Source organism: Streptomyces jumonjinensis (assembly GCF_009600885.1).
GTDB classification, from domain to species: Bacteria; Actinomycetota; Actinomycetes; order Streptomycetales; family Streptomycetaceae; genus Streptomyces; species Streptomyces jumonjinensis.
In genome coordinates, this window is the sequence record NZ_VCLA01000130.1 from 1 (window position 1) to 17,273 (window position 17,273).

General features: G+C 70.4%; 14 protein-coding genes and 1 tRNA gene. 9 read left to right on the forward strand and 6 right to left on the reverse strand.

Annotated features, from left to right (window positions below; translation table 11 throughout):
• Window positions 1-380 precede the first annotated feature (380 nt).
• From eno to FF041_RS15245, 6 genes are all read left to right on the forward strand, one after another.
• On the forward strand, window positions 381-1,667 hold the full coding sequence (gene eno, locus FF041_RS15220) for a phosphopyruvate hydratase (protein ID WP_153480843.1): 1,287 nt from the start codon (window positions 381-383) through the stop codon (window positions 1,665-1,667).
• A 208-nt stretch (window positions 1,668-1,875) separates the two neighbouring features.
• A complete protein-coding gene (locus FF041_RS15225; protein WP_153480844.1) occupies window positions 1,876-2,343 on the forward strand; it encodes an FtsB family cell division protein in 468 nt (155 codons plus the stop codon).
• A gap of 98 nt (window positions 2,344-2,441) precedes the next feature.
• Window positions 2,442-2,972: a DUF501 domain-containing protein gene (locus FF041_RS15230; protein WP_153480846.1), complete on the forward strand. Its 531-nt coding sequence runs from the start codon at window positions 2,442-2,444 to the stop codon at window positions 2,970-2,972.
• A gap of 47 nt (window positions 2,973-3,019) precedes the next feature.
• A complete protein-coding gene (locus FF041_RS15235; RefSeq protein ID WP_153523336.1) occupies window positions 3,020-3,937 on the forward strand; it encodes a Ppx/GppA phosphatase family protein in 918 nt (305 codons plus the stop codon).
• Between the two features lie 331 nt (window positions 3,938-4,268).
• Complete coding sequence (locus tag FF041_RS15240; RefSeq protein WP_153480849.1) at window positions 4,269-5,654, forward strand: NAD(P)/FAD-dependent oxidoreductase; 1,386 nt, start codon at window positions 4,269-4,271, stop codon at window positions 5,652-5,654.
• Window positions 5,655-5,914: 260 nt separating this feature from the next.
• Window positions 5,915-7,210: an SAM-dependent methyltransferase gene (locus FF041_RS15245; RefSeq protein ID WP_153523337.1), complete on the forward strand. Its 1,296-nt coding sequence runs from the start codon at window positions 5,915-5,917 to the stop codon at window positions 7,208-7,210.
• 131 nt (window positions 7,211-7,341) lie between these two features.
• On the opposite strand, the gene FF041_RS15250 is transcribed toward FF041_RS15245, so the two are convergent.
• Window positions 7,342-9,885, reverse strand: a complete 2,544-nt coding sequence (locus FF041_RS15250) for an ABC transporter permease (protein ID WP_153523338.1) — start codon at window positions 9,883-9,885, stop codon at window positions 7,342-7,344.
• A gap of 48 nt (window positions 9,886-9,933) precedes the next feature.
• The gene (locus FF041_RS15255; RefSeq protein WP_323391893.1) at window positions 9,934-10,704 is read right to left on the reverse strand and encodes an ABC transporter ATP-binding protein; all 771 of its coding nucleotides are present in this window, start codon (window positions 10,702-10,704) and stop codon (window positions 9,934-9,936) included.
• Window positions 10,705-11,279: 575 nt separating this feature from the next.
• Between FF041_RS15255 and FF041_RS15260 the strand changes: the two genes are divergently transcribed.
• Together FF041_RS15260 and FF041_RS15265 are read left to right on the forward strand one after the other, a co-directional pair.
• Window positions 11,280-11,362 (forward strand) — tRNA-Leu (locus FF041_RS15260).
• A gap of 348 nt (window positions 11,363-11,710) precedes the next feature.
• Complete coding sequence (locus tag FF041_RS15265) at window positions 11,711-12,595, forward strand: Bax inhibitor-1/YccA family protein (RefSeq protein WP_153523340.1); 885 nt, start codon at window positions 11,711-11,713, stop codon at window positions 12,593-12,595.
• A 78-nt stretch (window positions 12,596-12,673) separates the two neighbouring features.
• On the opposite strand, the gene FF041_RS15270 is transcribed toward FF041_RS15265, so the two are convergent.
• Window positions 12,674-12,904 (reverse strand): DUF4287 domain-containing protein, encoded by a 231-nt coding sequence (locus tag FF041_RS15270; protein WP_153480857.1) that lies wholly within the window; start codon window positions 12,902-12,904, stop codon window positions 12,674-12,676.
• Between the two features lie 99 nt (window positions 12,905-13,003).
• Between FF041_RS15270 and FF041_RS15275 the strand changes: the two genes are divergently transcribed.
• Window positions 13,004-13,330 (forward strand): hypothetical protein, encoded by a 327-nt coding sequence (locus FF041_RS15275; RefSeq protein WP_323391894.1) that lies wholly within the window; start codon window positions 13,004-13,006, stop codon window positions 13,328-13,330.
• Between the two features lie 69 nt (window positions 13,331-13,399).
• On the opposite strand, the gene FF041_RS15280 is transcribed toward FF041_RS15275, so the two are convergent.
• The 3 genes from FF041_RS15280 to FF041_RS15290 form a co-directional block, all read right to left on the reverse strand.
• A complete protein-coding gene (locus FF041_RS15280; RefSeq protein WP_153523341.1) occupies window positions 13,400-14,245 on the reverse strand; it encodes a hypothetical protein in 846 nt (281 codons plus the stop codon).
• A 385-nt stretch (window positions 14,246-14,630) separates the two neighbouring features.
• The gene (locus tag FF041_RS15285; RefSeq protein ID WP_153523342.1) at window positions 14,631-15,851 is read right to left on the reverse strand and encodes an acetyl-CoA C-acetyltransferase; all 1,221 of its coding nucleotides are present in this window, start codon (window positions 15,849-15,851) and stop codon (window positions 14,631-14,633) included.
• 234 nt (window positions 15,852-16,085) lie between these two features.
• Window positions 16,086-17,102, reverse strand: a complete 1,017-nt coding sequence (locus FF041_RS15290) for an SGNH/GDSL hydrolase family protein (RefSeq protein ID WP_323391901.1) — start codon at window positions 17,100-17,102, stop codon at window positions 16,086-16,088.
• Window positions 17,103-17,273: the final 171 nt, after the last annotated feature.

The following is a 17,273-nucleotide window of genomic DNA, read 5'->3' on the forward strand; positions in this document are numbered from 1 at the left end:
GCGGCCCCCGGACCCCAGCACACCACCGCCCAGCCCCAGCCCCAGCCCCGGAGCGGCCCCCGGACCCCAGCCCCGGAGCACCCCGCCCACGGCGACCCGCACTCCGGGAACCACCCCAGGCCCCCCGGCCCCGGCCCCACCCCCGCCCCCTCGGGCCCTATGACCCACCCCGGCCCGGCGCGCTTCCCCCGTACGCGCCGGGCCGGGGTGTCAGCTATTACCGCTGAGTAGGTATGCAGCCACTTGCCCTTTCTGCCGCGGTTCGCCCCCTTTTTCATCCCAGGGGGCGGGCATCCGCAGGGCGACACCCGCCCGCCGGTTAGGCTCTTGTCGCAAGGCCAATGAGACCCTGCACCTCACGCGTCACATCCCAGAAGGAGATGCTCGTGCCGTCCATCGACGTCGTCGTAGCCCGGGAAATCCTGGACTCCCGAGGCAACCCCACGGTCGAGGTCGAGGTTGGCCTCGACGACGGCAGCACCGGTCGTGCTGCTGTTCCGTCCGGTGCCTCCACCGGTGCCTTCGAGGCCCTTGAGCTCCGTGACGGTGACCCCAACCGTTACCAGGGCAAGGGTGTCGAGAAGGCCGTCCTCGCCGTCATCGAGCAGATCGGTCCGGAGCTCGTCGGCTACGACGCCACCGAGCAGCGCCTGATCGACCAGGCGATGTTCGACCTGGACGCCACCCCGGACAAGTCCTCGCTCGGCGCCAACGCCATCCTCGGCGTCTCCCTCGCTGTGGCGCACGCCGCCTCCGAGGCCTCCGACCTGCCGCTCTTCCGCTACCTGGGCGGCCCGAACGCGCATCTGCTGCCCGTTCCGATGATGAACATCCTCAACGGCGGATCCCACGCGGACTCCAACGTCGACATCCAGGAGTTCATGATCGCCCCGATCGGCGCGGAGTCCTTCTCCGAGGCGCTGCGCTGGGGCACCGAGGTCTACCACACCCTGAAGAAGGTCCTGAAGCAGAAGGGCCTGTCCACCGGCCTCGGCGACGAGGGCGGCTTCGCGCCCAACCTCGACTCCAACCGCGCCGCGCTGGACCTGATCCTTGAAGCGATCAAGGAAGCCGGCTACGCCCCCGGCAAGGACATCGCGCTCGCGCTCGACGTCGCCGCCTCCGAGTTCTACAAGGACGGCGTCTACGAGTTCGAGGGCAAGTCCCGCTCCGCCGCCGAGATGACCGAGTACTACGAGGAACTGGTCGCGGCCTACCCGCTGGTCTCCATCGAGGACCCGCTCTTCGAGGACGACTGGGCCGGCTGGAAGGTTCTCACCGACAAGCTGGGCGCCAAGGTCCAGATCGTCGGCGACGACCTCTTCGTCACCAACCCGGAGCGGCTGGCCCGCGGCATCGAGGACAGCGCCGCCAACGCCCTGCTCGTCAAGGTCAACCAGATCGGCTCGCTGACCGAGACCCTGGACGCCGTGGAGCTGGCCCAGCGCAACGGCTTCAAGTGCATGATGTCGCACCGCTCGGGCGAGACCGAGGACGTCACCATCGCCGACCTGGCCGTGGCCACCAACTGCGGCCAGATCAAGACCGGCGCCCCGGCCCGCTCGGAGCGCGTCGCCAAGTACAACCAGCTGCTGCGCATCGAGGAGATCCTCGACGACGCCGCGGTGTACGCCGGCCGGAGCGCCTTCCCCCGCTTCAAGGGCTGACACCCCGCGGGGCCCGTCCCGCCACGGGCCCCCGGCGACCGGCCCCCAGTGACCGGCTGTCGGCGACCGGCTGTCGGCCGGTCGCCGGGGCTCAGCCCGTCGTACGCACGTCCCCGGCCGCGGTCCCGTACCGTGTCCGGGGACGTAGACGTAGGTGCATCGACGCAGGTGCATCGGGACCGCGCGAGGCGCGGGGGAGGCGGACGACATGGCCGGGAAGGACCGCGACCGGTTCTCCACCGCGACCAGGCTGCGGCTGCTCGGCGAGCAGACCGCCGCCCGCGTCTACCGCTCCCAGACCCGTCGCCAGGCCCGCCGCTCCCGGCTCACCGGCCGGGCGGCCTTTCTCGCGCTCATCGTCTGCTCCCTGGTGGTCGCCATCGCGTACCCCATGCGGCAGTACGTCTCCCAGCGCGGCGAGATGGCCGAGCAGCGGGAGCGGATGGCCGAGGCCGGACGGCAGGTCGAACGCCTGCGGGACGAGAAGGCCCGGCTCCAGGACGATATGTACATCCGGCGGCTGGCCCGGGAGCATCTGCACTATGTGCTGCCGGGGGAGACCGGATACACGATGATCGACCCCGAGGCCGCCGAGCGGCGGCGTGCCGAGGACGGCCCGGGCCGTCCCTGGTACTCGAATGTGTGGGACGGCGTGGACAGCGCGGACCGCGGCTGAGTCGTACGCTCGTATGTCTGTGGGACCGTATAACCACGCCCCCCCCGCACCATGGAACCTCCCCGTAGAACCGCAGAACCGTTAGAGCCAAGGCAGGCATGGAAACCCCTCCTCCCCACACCGAACCGACCGAGCCGACCGACGCGGACATCGCGGCGTTCAAGGAGCAGCTCGGCCGTCCGCCGCGCGGACTTCGCGCGATCGCGCACCGCTGTCCGTGCGGTCTGCCGGATGTCGTCGAGACCGCGCCCCGGCTGCCCGACGGGACCCCCTTCCCGACGCTGTACTACCTGACCTGCCCGAAGGCCGCGTCGGCGATCGGCACCCTGGAGGCGAACGGGGTGATGAAGGAGATGTCGGAGCGGCTGGCGGCGGACCCCGAGCTGGCGGCTGCCTACCGGGCGGCGCATGAGGACTACATCGCGCGCCGCGACGAGATCGAGGTGCTCCAGGGCTTCCCGAGCGCCGGTGGGATGCCGGACCGGGTGAAGTGTCTGCATGTCCTGGTCGGACACTCGCTGGCGGCGGGCCCCGGGGTGAATCCGCTCGGGGACGAGGCCATCGCGATGCTGCCCGAGTGGTGGCGCAAGGGTCCTTGCGTCACCCCGTGCGAGCCCGCCGAAGCCTGATCTCTCCCCCTCCGGGCCAAGAACCCCAGGGCCAAGAAGGAGCACGCATGACCCGGGTCGCCGCCATCGACTGCGGTACCAACTCCATCCGGCTGCTCGTGGCCGACGCCGACCCGGTGACCGGGACCCTCGTCGACCTCGACCGCCGGATGACCATCGTCCGCCTCGGCCAGGGCGTCGACCGCACTGGCCGGCTCGCCCCCGAGGCGCTGGAGCGCACCTTCGCGGCCTGCCGCGAGTACGCCGCCGCCATCAAGGAGCACGGTGTCGAGCGGATCCGCTTCGTCGCCACTTCTGCCTCCCGGGACGCGGAGAACCGCGCCGAGTTCACGGCGGGCGTCCTCGACATCCTCGGCGTCGAGCCCGAGGTGATCAGCGGTGAGCAGGAGGCCGAGTTCTCCTTCACCGGGGCCACCCGGGAGCTGCCCGGCCATGAGGAGCGGCTGGTGGTGGACATCGGCGGCGGCTCGACCGAGTTCGTCGTCGGGCGTGAGCATGTCGAGGCGGCCCGCTCGGTGGACATCGGCTGTGTACGGCTGACCGAGCGGCATGTCCGCAACGATCCGCCGACCGCGGCCGAGCTCGCCGCCGTCCGCGCCGATGTGGAGGCCGCGCTCGACCTCGCCGAGCGGACCGTCCCGCTGCGGGACGCCCGCACCCTGGTGGGGCTGGCGGGATCGGTGACCACCGTCGCCGGGATCGCGCTGGATCTGGACGCGTACGACTCCGGGCGGATCCACCACGCGCGGATCTCCCGGGAGCGGGTCGCGGAGATCGTGCGCACCCTCGCGGAGGCCACCCATGAGGAGCGGCTGGCCATCCCGGTGATGCACCCCGGGCGGGCCGATGTCATCGTCTCCGGGGCCCTGGTGCTGCTGGGCGTCATGGAGCGGATCGGAGTCTCCGAAGTCGTCGTGAGCGAGCACGACATCCTTGACGGGATCGCCTGGTCGATGACCGGCTGAACAAGTTCGTGAAGTTCTTCACAAGGAAAAGGCCCCTGATGGGGGCGGTGAGAGGCCGAAAGCCCCGCTCCTGAGGGCCATCCGGCCCCCCGATCCGGGGGCCGGATGGCCCTCGGATCGCTTCAGGCGGCTGAGCGGGGCGAGTGGTCCACTTGTAAGCAACGCCTAAGTGCCAGCTCACGGGGGGTGTACCAGGTTTCGGCCGGGGGTTTGGTTCCTTGGCGGAGACATGATCCTGGTCACGGAAGCCGCGTAGTGTAGCAGGGGTCACCCCCGTTCTTGTGAAGGGGCTCACGAGCACCCCCTACCAGGGGGGTGGATACTCGATGGCATGAGCACCACGGAGCGTCCCAGGATCCTCGTAGTAGGCGGTGGGTACGTAGGCCTGTACGCGGCGCGCCGCATTCTGAAGAAGATGCGGTACGGCGAAGCGACCGTCACGGTCGTCGACCCGCGCTCGTACATGACGTACCAGCCCTTCCTGCCCGAAGCAGCCGCCGGCAGCATCTCGCCCCGGCACGTCGTCGTCCCGCTGCGACGCGTGCTGCCGAAGGCGGAGGTGCTCACCGGCCGAGTGACCACCATCGACCAGGACCGCAAGGTCGCCACCGTCGCCCCGCTGGTCGGCGAGGCGTACGAGCTTCCCTTCGACTATCTGGTGGTCGCGCTGGGCGCGATCTCCCGGACCTTCCCGATCCCCGGGCTCGCTGAGCAGGGCATCGGCATGAAGGGCATCGAAGAGGCCATCGGCCTGCGCAACCATGTGCTCGAACAGCTCGACAAGGCCGACTCCACCACCGATGAGGAAGTCCGCCGCAAGGCGCTGACCTTCGTCTTCGTGGGCGGCGGCTTCGCGGGCGCGGAGACCGTGGGCGAGGTGGAGGACCTGGCGCGGGACGCTGCCAAGTACTACTCCAATGTGAAGCGCGAGGACATGCGCTTCATCCTGGTCGACGCCGCCGACAAGATCCTTCCCGAGGTCGGTCCGAAGCTCGGCCAGTACGGCAAGGAGCACCTGGAGGGCCGTGGCGTCGAGATCTACCTCTCCACGTCGATGGACTCCTGTGTGGACGGCCATGTCGTGCTGAAGAACGGGCTGGAGGTCGACTCCAGCACGATCGTGTGGACCGCCGGTGTGAAGCCGAACCCGGCGCTGGCCCGCTACGGCCTGCCGCTCGGCCCCCGCGGCCATGTCGACACCGCCGCCACGCTCCAGGTGCAGGGCACCGACTACATCTGGGCCGCGGGCGACAACGCCCAGGTCCCGGATCTGGCCGCGCGCAAGGCCGGCGTCGAGAACGCCTGGTGCCCGCCGAACGCCCAGCACGCGCTGCGTCAGGCCAAGGCCCTCGGCGACAACCTGATCTCCGGTATGCGGGGCTTCCCGCAGAAGGAGTACAGCCACTCCAACAAGGGTGCGGTCGCCGGTCTCGGGATGCACAAGGGCGTCGCGATGATCGTCATGGGCAAGATGAAGATCAAGCTGCGCGGGCGGCTGGCGTGGTACATGCACCGTGGCTACCACGGTATGGCCATGCCGACCTGGAACCGGAAGATCCGGGTCTTCGCGGACTGGACCCTCCAGATGTTCCTCAAGCGCGAGGTGGTCTCGCTGGGCGCGATCGAGTCCCCGCGCGAGGAGTTCTACGAGGCGGCCAAGCCGAGCCCCGCCCCGGCCGTAGCCGCTCCGGCTCCGGAGCGGGCGAAGGCCTCCTGACCCGGCCGTGAACGACGAAGGGCCGTCCGCCATCCGTGGTGCGGGCGGCCCTTCGGCGTACCCGGGCGCGGGCCGCCGGACTTCCGGCCCCGTCCGGGTGTGCCATGGCCGCCGTGCGAGGGGGGTGGTGTCGTAAACCGTGCGGGAGAGCGACGCTGGGGGAAGCACCCACAGTGCTCGACTTGTTACCGGGACACCGGGACACCGGGACACCGGGACACCGGATCCGTACGCGCGAGACCACCACGGAGGTATGCGCCATGTCAGATGCCGCACCGCGGTTGACGACCTTCGCCGAAGAACTGCTCAGATCCCCCTTCCCGCTCCGTGTGCGGGCCTGGGACGGATCGGAGTCCGGACCACCGGACGGTCCGGTGCTGGTCGTACGCCACCGGCGCGCGCTGCGGCGGCTGCTGTGGCGGCCCGGTGAGCTCGGGCTCGCCCGTGCCTGGGTCGCCGGGGAGATCGACGTCGACGGCGACCTCTACACCGCCCTGGACCGGCTCTCCGGCTTCGTATGGGAGCGGCAGGCGCAGCGGCCCTCGCCGCGTGACCCGGGCGTGCGCTCGGCCCTGCGCTCCCTCGCCGCCCTGGGCGGCCCGCTGCCGCCCCCGCCCCCGCCCGTCGAGGAGATCCGCCGCCGCACCGGCCCGCTGCACACCAGGCGGCGCGACCGACAGGCCATCAGCCACCACTACGACGTGGGCAATCCGTTCTACGAGATCGTCCTCGGCCCGTCCATGGTCTACTCCTGCGCCTACTGGGACGACGCCGGCGCCCCCGGGGGCGCGGTCACCCTGGAGAAGGCCCAGCGGGCCAAACTCGACCTGGTCTGCCGCAAACTCGGCCTCACCGCGGATCAGCGGCTGCTGGACGTCGGCTGCGGCTGGGGCTCCCTGGCCATGCACGCGGCCGGCGAGTACGGCGTACGGGTCACCGGCGTGACCCTCTCCCGCGAGCAGGCCGCCTACGCCCGTAAACGGATCGCGGAGGCCGGGCTCACCGACCGGATCGAGATCCGGGTTCAGGACTACCGGGACGTCAGGGACGGTCCCTACGACGCCATCTCCTCCATCGGCATGGCCGAACATGTCGGAGCGACCCGCTATCTGGAGTACGCGCGACGGCTGCACGGGCTGCTCAAGCCCGGCGGGCGGCTGCTCAACCACCAGATCGCCCGCCGCCCCGAGGAGAACGAGGCCGCCTACCGGGTGGACGAGTTCATCGACCGCTATGTCTTCCCGGACGGGGAGCTCTCCCCCCTCGGCAGCACCGTCTCCACCTTGGAGCAGGCGGGCTTCGAGGTCCGGGACGTGGAGTCCATCCGTGAGCACTACGCCCTCACCCTGCGCCGCTGGGTGGCCAATCTGGAGGCCGGCTGGGCGCGGGCCGTCCGGCTGACCTCGCCCGGACGGGCCAGGGTCTGGCGGCTGTACATGGCCGCATCGGCCGTGTCCTTCGAGCGGAGCCGGATCGGGGTCAATCAGGTGCTGGCCGTGAAGACCCCGCGCGGCGGTGCCTCCGGGCTGCCGCTGCGCACCCGGGTCTGGAGCTGACCGGCCCCGGGATGTGAAAAGGCCCCGCGGGTGAGAGCCGTAACTCTCACCCGCGGGGCCAAGGGCCTGCCGTCTGTATCCGGCTGGACCGGATACAACAGACGGAAGGCTCCAGCATCCGCCCGGTACCGCTATTCGGTCTTGATCGCCGTCAGCATGTTCAGCCGCGCGGCGCTGCGGGCCGGCCACATGGCGGCCAGCACGCCCACCAGACCGGCGAGCAGCAGGAAGATCGCGATCCGGCCGTAGGGCAGGACCAGCGCGTAATTCGGGATGCTGTCCCTGAGGGTCTCGCCGATCGCCCAGGCCAGGAAGGTGCCGAGGGCCACGCCGATCACCGCGCCGAAGAGCGAGATCACCACCGCCTCCAGGCGGATCATGCGCTTGACCCGGGCCCGGTCCAGTCCGATCGCCCGCAGCATGCCGATCTCCTGCTGACGCTCGAAGACGGACATCGCCAGGGTGTTGACCACCCCGAGGATCGCGATGATCAGGGCCATGCCCAGCAGGCCGTACATGATGTTCAGCATGGTGTTGATCAGTCCGCCGAACATATTGCGGATGTCCTGCTTGTCCATGATGTTCATGGCGGGGTTGTCGCCGAGGGCGTCCACCAGGGCCTGCTCGTTGGCGGCGGTCTCGCCGCCGTCCATCTTGACCCAGACTTCGCGGATGTCGGGCTTCTCGTAGTACGGGGCGACCAGGTCCGTCGCGAGGACGTACGACGAGACCATCTCGTTGTCCTCGAAGACGGCGCCGATGGTGAGCTTCTTCTTCTCCGTGGCGCGGCCGTCCTTCTCGAAGGCCACCGTGACGGTGTCACCGGCCTGCCAGCCGTTGGACTCGGCGGTCTTCTCCGCGACCGCGAGCCCGCCGTCGGCGAGGGTGTCCAGCGATCCGGTGACGGTCTTCAGGTTGAAGACCTTCTCCATGTCCTGGGCGCTGACGGCGGAGGCGGAGGTGTAGTCGCCCTCGACCTTGAACATCAGCGCCTGCTGCGGGGAGACCCCGACGGCGCCCTTCGCCTTCTCCAGCGCGGTGACCGCGGAGCTGTCCACGGCGTCGCCGCTGGCCATGGTCACCAGATAGTCGGCGCGCACATTGCTGGTGGTCGACTTGTCGATGGCCTGGCCGACCGTCACACCGATCACCGTGAGCCCGGTGACCAGGGTGAGCCCGATCGCCAGCGCCGACGCGGTGGCTCCGGTACGCCGCGGGTTGCGGACCGCGTTCTGGCCGGCGAGCTTGCCCGCGACCCCGAACAGCCGGTTCAGCAGCGGTCGCGCCAGCGCGATCACCGGGCGGGAGAGCAGCGGGATCAGCACCATGACGCCGAGCAGGGCGAGGAACGCGCCCGCACCGATCATCATCCGGCCGTTCCCGCCGCCGCTCGCGGCGCCCGCGAAGACGGCCACGACGCCGGCCAGGGTGAGAACGCCGCCGATGGAGTTCCGCACCACCAGCGACTTGCTGGTCGCCGCCGCGTGCACACTGCTCATCGCGGCGACAGGGGCGATCTTCGCGGCCCGGCGGGCGGGCAGCCAGGCGGCGAGCACGGTGATCAGGATGCCGACCGCGAGGGCGGCGAACACGGCGAGGGGGGAGACGACCAGCGGTCCCGCGGGGATCTGGACCTCGAAGGCGCTCATGGCGCTGCGCAGCCCGACCGCGAGCCCGAGGCCGAGGACGAAGCCGACGACGGAGGCGATGGCGCCGACCAGCAGCGCTTCCAGCACGACCGAGCGCTTGACCTGACGGCGGGAGGCGCCGACGGCGCGGAGCAGCGCCAGCTCCCTGGTGCGCTGGGCGACCAGCATGGTGAAGGTGTTGGCGATCAGGAAGACGCCCACGAAGAGGGCGATGGCCGCGAAGGCGAGCAGCATCGTGTTGAGGTTGGTCATCCCCTGCTTGATGTCCTTGGCCTCCTGGTCGGCGAGGGCCGCACCGGTCTGGGCGTCGGCGTCCTTCGGGAGCAGGGGCTTGACGGAGGCGAGGAGCTTCTCGTCGGAGAAGCCGCTCTTGGCGGAGACGTTGATGTCGTGGAAGACGCCGGGCTTGGCGTAGAGCCGCTGCGCCTCGGCGGTGTCGAACAGCACCAGGCTGCCGCCCGCGTTCACCGCGCCGTCCTCGGTGGTGAAGACGCCGGAGAGGGCGTACTCCTTCACCGGTCCGGTGGTCGCGACCCGTACGGTGTCGCCGACGCGGTAGTCGCCCTTGTCGGCGGTGGCCTTGTCGAGGGCGACCTGGCCGTTCTTCGCCGGGGCCGCGCCCCGGGCGAAGTCGTACGCCTCGTCCTCGCCGTTCTGGCCGGGGAAGTGGTTTCCGCCGCGGTTGGCCCAGCCCGCGCCGATCAGCTTGCCCTTCTGGTCGGCGACCCCGGCGAACCCGGAGACCCGTCCGGTGGCCTCGGCGACCCCGTCCAGGTCCTGGATCTTCTCCAGAGTGGTGACCGGGATGCCGATGGGGGCGGCGTTGCCGATGTTGCTGTGGGGGCCTTCGACGGCGACGGCCACCTTGTCGTAACCCTTGGCCGACTGGTTGCGGAAGGCGTTGCCGAGGGTGTCGGTGAAGACCAGGGTGCCGGAGACGAAGGCCACGCCGAGCATCACGGCGAGAACGGTCATCAGCAGCCTGGCTTTGTGCGCGAGCACATTGCGCAGGGCGGTACGGAACATGTCAGTCAGTCCTGGAGTGAGAGCCGGAGTTCTGCTGGGCGGCGTGGGTCAGCTGGTCCGGCCCTTGGCGTCGAATGCCTTCATCTGGTCGAGGACGCGCTCCGCGGTGGGGTGCGCCATCTCGTTGACGATGCGTCCGTCCGCCAGGAAGATCACCCGGTCGGCGTAGGAGGCGGCGACCGGGTCGTGGGTGACCATCACCACGGTCTGGCCGAGCTCGCGCACGGAGTTGCGGAGGAAGCCGAGGACCTCGGCGCCGGAGCGCGAGTCCAGGTTTCCGGTGGGCTCGTCACCGAAGATGATCTCGGGCTGGGAGGCGAGGGCGCGGGCGACGGCGACGCGCTGCTGCTGGCCGCCGGAGAGCTGGGCGGGGCGGTGGGAGAGCCGCCCGGAGAGGCCGATCATCTCGATGACGGTGTTCAGCCACTGCTTGTCGGGCTTACGGCCCGCGATGTCCATCGGGAGCGTGATGTTCTCCAGCGCGGTGAGCGTGGGGAGCAGATTGAACGCCTGGAAGATGAAGCCGATCTTGTCCCGGCGGAGCTGGGTGAGCTGCTTGTCCTTCAGCGAGCCGAGCTCGGTGTCGCCGATGCGCGCGGAGCCGGAGCTGAAGGTGTCGAGCCCGGCGACGCAGTGCATCAGCGTCGACTTGCCGGAACCGGACGGTCCCATGATCGCGGTGAACTCGGCCTGCCGGAAGTCGACGGTGACCCGGTCGAGGGCGACCACCTGGGTCTCGCCCTCTCCGTACACCTTGGAAAGGTCCGTGGCGCGGGCGGCCACGGCGGTGGCGCGGTGTGCGAGGGGCGTGGTGGTCACGAGGGGGCACTCCTGTTCACGATGAAGCTTCGGGGACGTGTTCCATCCTCTCCGCCGCATATGAACGGATCGTCAGCCCGGGTACCCGTTCCCGGGGCCCTCTCTGGTCGGACCGGCCGGGCCGATCATCCTCCTTTGGTATGACGGCGTCCCTGAGAGACGGGGGCGGGAGGGGAGATGCCCTGGTGACGGTCCGGAGCGGTCCGCGAGGGGTCGCCGGGTGGGAGTGACGGATGGTGGCGACGGGTGCCGTGACGCTGAGTGCGGTGGTCGCCAGGGGATTACGTGTGGGTCCTGTGCGGCTTCGCTAGCCCTGATCCGGGCCGGGTAGAGCCCTGACGCGGACCCGGTGCAGGTCCGGCGGGGGCGCCGCGGGGGCCGGTGCGATGAGTTTCCGTCAATCACATGGTGGGACCACGGTCTCGGCAGGTCGGCGACAGGTCCCGTCTATCTCCTGTCACCTGGGCTGACGCTCCCTCAAGCGGCAATAAAATAAGACAAGATCGGGCCAAGGGCCGACTGGCGTGTTGATCTCCCCGGATAGGCTCAAGTGCTTACGCGGAGCCACGCACCTGGCCCGGATGGTGGAATGCAGACACGGCGAGCTTAAACCTCGCTGGCCTTCATGGCCGTGCCGGTTCGAGTCCGGCTCCGGGCACGTAGTCACTACGGGCCGTGACGGTGAGTCCCACCGAGAGTAGTTGAATCCTTGACTGCTGTCGGGGGTCATGGTCGCACCATGGACCGCCCGGCAACCCCTTCATGCCCCGCTTCTCCACCGGACCGCCACCCGGTCTCCGCACTCCCTCCGCGCTCCCTCTGCACTCCATCCGCCGGACGGTCGCGGGAGGCCGCCGGGCCGGTGATCACCGGTCCATGTCCGGCGTGCCGCCGCCTTTCGGGAGTGTCACGATCCGGAAAGATCCTCCCCCAGCACTAGGGTTCTTCCTTTGCTGCCGCATTACTCTTGACGCAAGGCCGCGCTCGGCGGCTATGGAGGAGTGAGATGAGGAGCAGTAACCCGGTCTTCTCGCGACGGGGGTTCAGCCGCGACAACGGCTATGCGGGCTTCAACGCGCAGCCGCAGGCCGGGGGCCCCGTCGCAGGTAACCCGTACGCGCAGGGCACCGCCAACCCGTACGCGACCAACCCGTACGCGCCGGCCGACACCCAGGTCGGAGCGGGCCCCGAAGCGCCCGCACCCAGCAATGTGATGACGATCGACGACGTCGTCTCGCGCACCGCGATGACGCTCGGCACCGTCGTCCTCACGGCCGTGCTCTCCTGGTTCCTGCTGCCCGTCGACTCCGACAACATCGGCAAGTCCTACGGCATCGCGATCGGCGCGGCCCTGGTGGCCATGGTCCTGTCGCTCATCCAGGCGTTCAAGAGCAAGCCGGTCCCGGCGCTCATCCTGGCGTACGCGGCCTTCGAGGGCGTCTTCCTCGGGGTGATCTCCAGCGCGGTCAGCACCTACATCAGCGCGGGCGTGGTCCCGCAGGCGGTCCTCGGCACCATGGCCGTCTTCGCCGGTGTGCTCATCGCGTACAAAATGCGCTGGATCCGCGTCAACCGCCGCTTCTACGGCTTCGTCATGGCGGCTGCGCTCGGCTTCGTCCTGCTGATGGCGGTCAACCTGCTCTTCGCCGTCTTCGGCGGCGGCGACGGTCTCGGCTTCCGCAGCGGCGCCCTCGGCATCCTCTTCGGTGTGATCGGCGTCATCCTCGGCGCCTGCTTCCTCGCCCTGGACTTCAAGCAGGTCGAGGACGGTCTCACCTACGGCGCTCCGCGCGAGGAGTCCTGGCTCGCGGCCTTCGGTCTGACCCTCACCCTGGTCTGGATCTACCTGGAGATGCTGCGCCTGGTGTCGATCCTCCAGGGGGACGACTAGCGGTAGCGGCGAACAGCTGACGAAGGGCCCGTGGGCGATCCGCCCACGGGCCCTTCGGCGTCTCGGCGTGCCCGCGGTCTACAGCAGCTTGCGGGCCGCGCGCCTCAGGTCGTACTCGTGGATGATCGCCTTGGCGTGTCCATACGACAGATGGTGTTCGCCCCGGAGCCAGCTGACCTTCTCCTCGAAACGGAAGAGAGACGGGCCATCCTCGACGGTGCGAAGCCAGTCGGAGACTTCACGACCGGTGCATTGGGGGATTCGGGAGAGCAGATTTCGATGGGTCTCTTCGGAGAAGACTGGGGACATCGGCGCCTCCGGACGCGTTGCGCGTGTGCTCCTTTCCGACACCGTGCCTGAGCGTTCGCGTATTGGCAACACTGCCGGAGATGCGCGTAGGGTCGCGATGTGCTTGATACGACCGGCCTGACCGCCGCTGTGGAACGATTCGCCGACCGGCTGCGGGCCGCACCGCAGAGCCGTCTCCAGCGGGGCGCGGCGGCGGAGGCACTGGAGCTGGCCAGGGAGTTGGCACGGCGTGCCCAGGGGGTGGAGAGCCCCGGCACGCCCCCGAGGATCATGCCGGACGCCGGGGTGTTCGCGGTCGCGGACCAGCTGACGGTGGCCGCTGCGGATTTGGCCGAAGCACTGAGGACGGCCCCGTCCCGGGGGGCTGCGGAAGTGGACGAGGCCGCGGAACTGGTGCGGGCGGCGAGGGAGCGGGCCGGGCTGTAGACGGCGGCCTGGAGGCCGGGCTTCCGGGTGCTCAGGGCCAGCGGGCCCTCGGGCCCTCGGGGAACGTCGTCAGAGCGAGGCGATGACGCGGTCCGCGAGGATGTAGACGGTGTCCTCACCGCAGACGAACGTCAGCGCGTACGCTCCCGAGATCCCGGAGCCCCCCAGCAGTACGGGTACATCACCGGAGCGCAGGGCCTCGGCGAGCCGCTCGGCGGTCTCCCGGTGGCCCGGGGTCATGCACAGCGTCGTGCCGTCGGCGAAGACATAGACGTCGAGGGTGCCCAGCGGACCGGGGCGCACATCGGCGAGCTCGGTACGCGCGGCGGCCAGCTCCTCCAGCCGGGCGACCGTCCGCTCATGGTCGGTGATCAGCGGGGTCTGCACGGGGACGAAGTCCGGGTGCGAGGGGTGCCTGCGGCGGGCGGCGGCGAGCTCGGGGGAGTCCTCGGCGACATCGGCGGCATCGGCGAAGCCGGCCGGCTCGTCGAACACCTCGACCACGTCCGGATCCATGGCCTCCAGCCCGGCGAAATCGCTCTGGCGCGGCACGAAGAAGGGCAGCTCCTCACCGGGCGTGCCCAGACCGCCGCCGGCCGACGGGGTGTCGCCGCCCAGCAGGGCGGGCGCGTCCGCGGCATCGCGGCTCTCCTGCGCGGCCCAGAAGGCCCGCGCCTCGGCGAGCTCGCGCTCACGCTCCTCGGCGAGGGCCTCGGCGACGGCGGCGCGTATCTCGGCGGCGGGGGCGGGACGGGCCTGCGGAACGGCGGCGACCAGTCCGGTGGCGGTGTCGCTCGCGGCGGCCAGCTCGGTGCGCAGGGCTGTGACCTGCTTACGGAGCCCATGGGCGGCGTGCAGGGCGGCGGCGCCCACGACCGTGGCGGCGGCGGTGGTCAGCAGCAGGGCAACAGACATGGCGCTCACTGACGTACTCCCGGAATTGTTCGACACCCCCGACTTCCTACCTCAGCTTGCGGGGAGCGCGCTCGCCCTGGCAGTGCATTACGTCATGAAACGGACAGGACTTTTGGCCCGGTGTTTACCAGTGGATGGGTTTGACCTGGGGAAATGGGAGTCCCCCAGGAGGTAGGTCACATCCTGGGGGAGTTTCGGTCACGACTCGGCGCAGCGGCCGTGTCACCCGCTATGGGCTCGGCTGGGCGGCTGCGACTCAGCCGACCCCTACCCTCCGCTGCGACTCAGCCGAGCCGCGTGGTGTCGTCGGTCGCGTTCGGCTTCGCCTTCGCTGAGGGCAGGTGCCGGCTTCGTTCCTCAGCCGACCCCTACCCTCCGCTGCGACTCAGCCGAGCCGCTCGATCACCATGGCCATGCCCTGGCCGCCGCCCACGCACATCGTCTCCAGCCCGAACTGCTTGTCATGGAACTGGAGGCTGTTGATCAGGGTGGTGGTGATGCGCGCGCCGGTCATGCCGTAGGGGTGGCCGACCGCGATCGCGCCGCCGTTGACGTTGACCTTGTCGAGGTCGATGCCGAGGTCCCGGTAGGAGGGGATGACCTGAGCGGCGAACGCCTCGTTGATCTCGACCAGATCGATGTCGCCGACGCTCAGCCCGGCCCGTGACAGCGCCTGCTGGGACGCCGCCACCGGGCCGTATCCCATGATCTCCGGGGAGAGCGCGGAGACGCCGGTGGAGACGATCCGGGCGAGCGGGGTCAGCCCGAGCTCGCGCGCCTTGACATCGCTCATGATCACCAGGGCGGCGGCGCCGTCGTTGAGCGGACAGCAGTTGCCCGCCGTCACCAGCCCATCGGGGCGGAAGACGGGCTTGAGCCCTTCGACGCCCTCCAGGGTCACGCCCGCGCGGGGTCCGTCGTCCTTGCTGACGACGGTGCCGTCCGGGGTGGTGACCGGGGTGATCTCCCGCTCCCAGAACCCCTTCCGGATGGCCTCCTCGGCGAGGTTCTGCGACCGTACGCCGAACTCGTCCATCTCGCGGCGGGTGACGCCCTTGAGCCGCGCGAGGTTCTCGGCGGTCTGCCCCATGGCGATATAGGCGTCGGGCAGCAGCCCGTCCTCGCGCGGATCGTGCCAGGAGTCGGCGCCGTCCTCCGCGACCTTGGCGGTACGGGCCTGGGCCTCGGCGAAGAGCGGGTTCTGCGTGTCGGGCTGGCCGTCCGACGACCCCTTGGTGAAGCGGGAGACCATCTCGACGCCCGCCGAGATGAAGACATCGCCCTCGCCGGCCTTGATGGCGTGCAGCGCCATCCGGGAGGTCTGGAGCGACGACGAGCAGTAACGGGTGACGGTGCAGCCGGGCAGCTGGTCCATCCCCATCTGCACGGCGACGATCCGGGCGAGGTTATGCCCCTGCTCCCCGCCGGGCAGACCGCAGCCGAGCATCAGATCGTCGATGTCCCGGGGGTCGAGCTCGGGCACCTTCGCCAGGGCGGCCTGAATGATGGTCGCGGTCAGGTCGTCGGCGCGCAGCTCCTTCAGAGAGCCCTTGAAGGCCCGGCCGATGGGGGAGCGGGCAGTGGAAACGATGACGGCTTCGGGCATCACGGCTCCATGAGGGGAGAGGGCTGACTCGGTGGAAGTTACCTGGAGGTAGCGACAGGGTCACGGGGTGGCGGGTGTGACGCGGACCTCAATTCTAAGCGAGCGCTCACTTTCCCCGTGGCCGCTTTCCCCGTGGCCGCTTCCGGCACGGTCGCTCCCGGCGCGGGGGAGCCCGATGCGGCGGAGGCGGTGGAGACGGCCGCGACGGCAGAGATGGCCGGATACAGCGCACCGCTACGGGTGGGTCGGCTCCGAGAAGCCCGGTGGCGCGGCCTCGGCGGCGTTCTGCGGAGCCGCGGAGTCCGAGTCCGGCAGCCGCCGGCGCCGCCGGTGCTTCAGCAGCGCCCAGGGCGCCCGCGCCCCCGTCACCTCCGTGCCCGCCTCCTTCGCCGCCGTCGCGGCGGCCTGCGCCACCGGCAGTACGCCCTCGTCCCGGGCCGCCTCCGGCCGGTCCGACTCCGGCCACACCGCCAGCGCCGCGCAGACCGTCGGCAGCATCGCCATCGCCGCCGTGGCGTACCCCTCCGCGGACGGGTGGTAGTTGTCCGCCCCGAACATCTCCCGGGGGTTGGCCGCGAACTCCGGCCCCAGCAGATCCCCCAGCGACACCGTCCGCCCGCCCGCCTCCACCGCCACGATCGTCTGCGCCGCCGCCAGCTGCCGCGACACCCTCCGCGCCAGCCATCTCAGCGGCTGGTACACCGGCTCGATCGTGCCCAGATCCGGGCAGGTGCCCACCACCACCTCGGCCCCCGCCATGCGCAGCCTGCGCACCGCCGACGACAGATGGCGCACCGACTGCGTCGGCGGCATCCGATGGGTGACATCGTTGGCACCGATCATGATCACGCAGATGTCCGGCATCCTGGACGCGTCCGCGAGCAGCAGCGACACCTGCCGCTCCAGATCGTCGGACTGCGCCCCCGGCAGCGCCACATTGCAGACCTCCACCGGCCGCTCGGCCACCGCCGCCAGCCCCGACGCCAGCAGCGCGCCCGGCGTCTGCCCCGCCCGCCGCACCCCCTGGCCCGCGGCCGTCGAGTCCCCCAGCATCCCCAGCAGCACCGGATCGGCGTGCCCGAAGGCCAGCCCGTACAGACCGTCGCCCCGGGGCGGCACCGGGGCGACGCCCCCGCCCACCGAGCGCTTCGCCAGCTGGACCTCCGCGAGCACCACCCCCACAGCGGCTGCTCCGAGCAGGCCGATGCCCCCGCCGCCGTAGGCCGCGCCCGCCGCGATGCGCCGTGCCACTCTCGCTCTCGACACCGTACGGACCTCCTCTCCTCGCCGGCCGCCGACCCGTGCCGGTCCCGCCAGGTCGGCCCTTTCGCCGGTCGCCCCGTTGACCGGAGTGCCCCAGTCATGAGCTAACTGCCCCGTAGCGGTCGTCGCCCAATCCCGCGCCGGTCCGCATACTCTGGC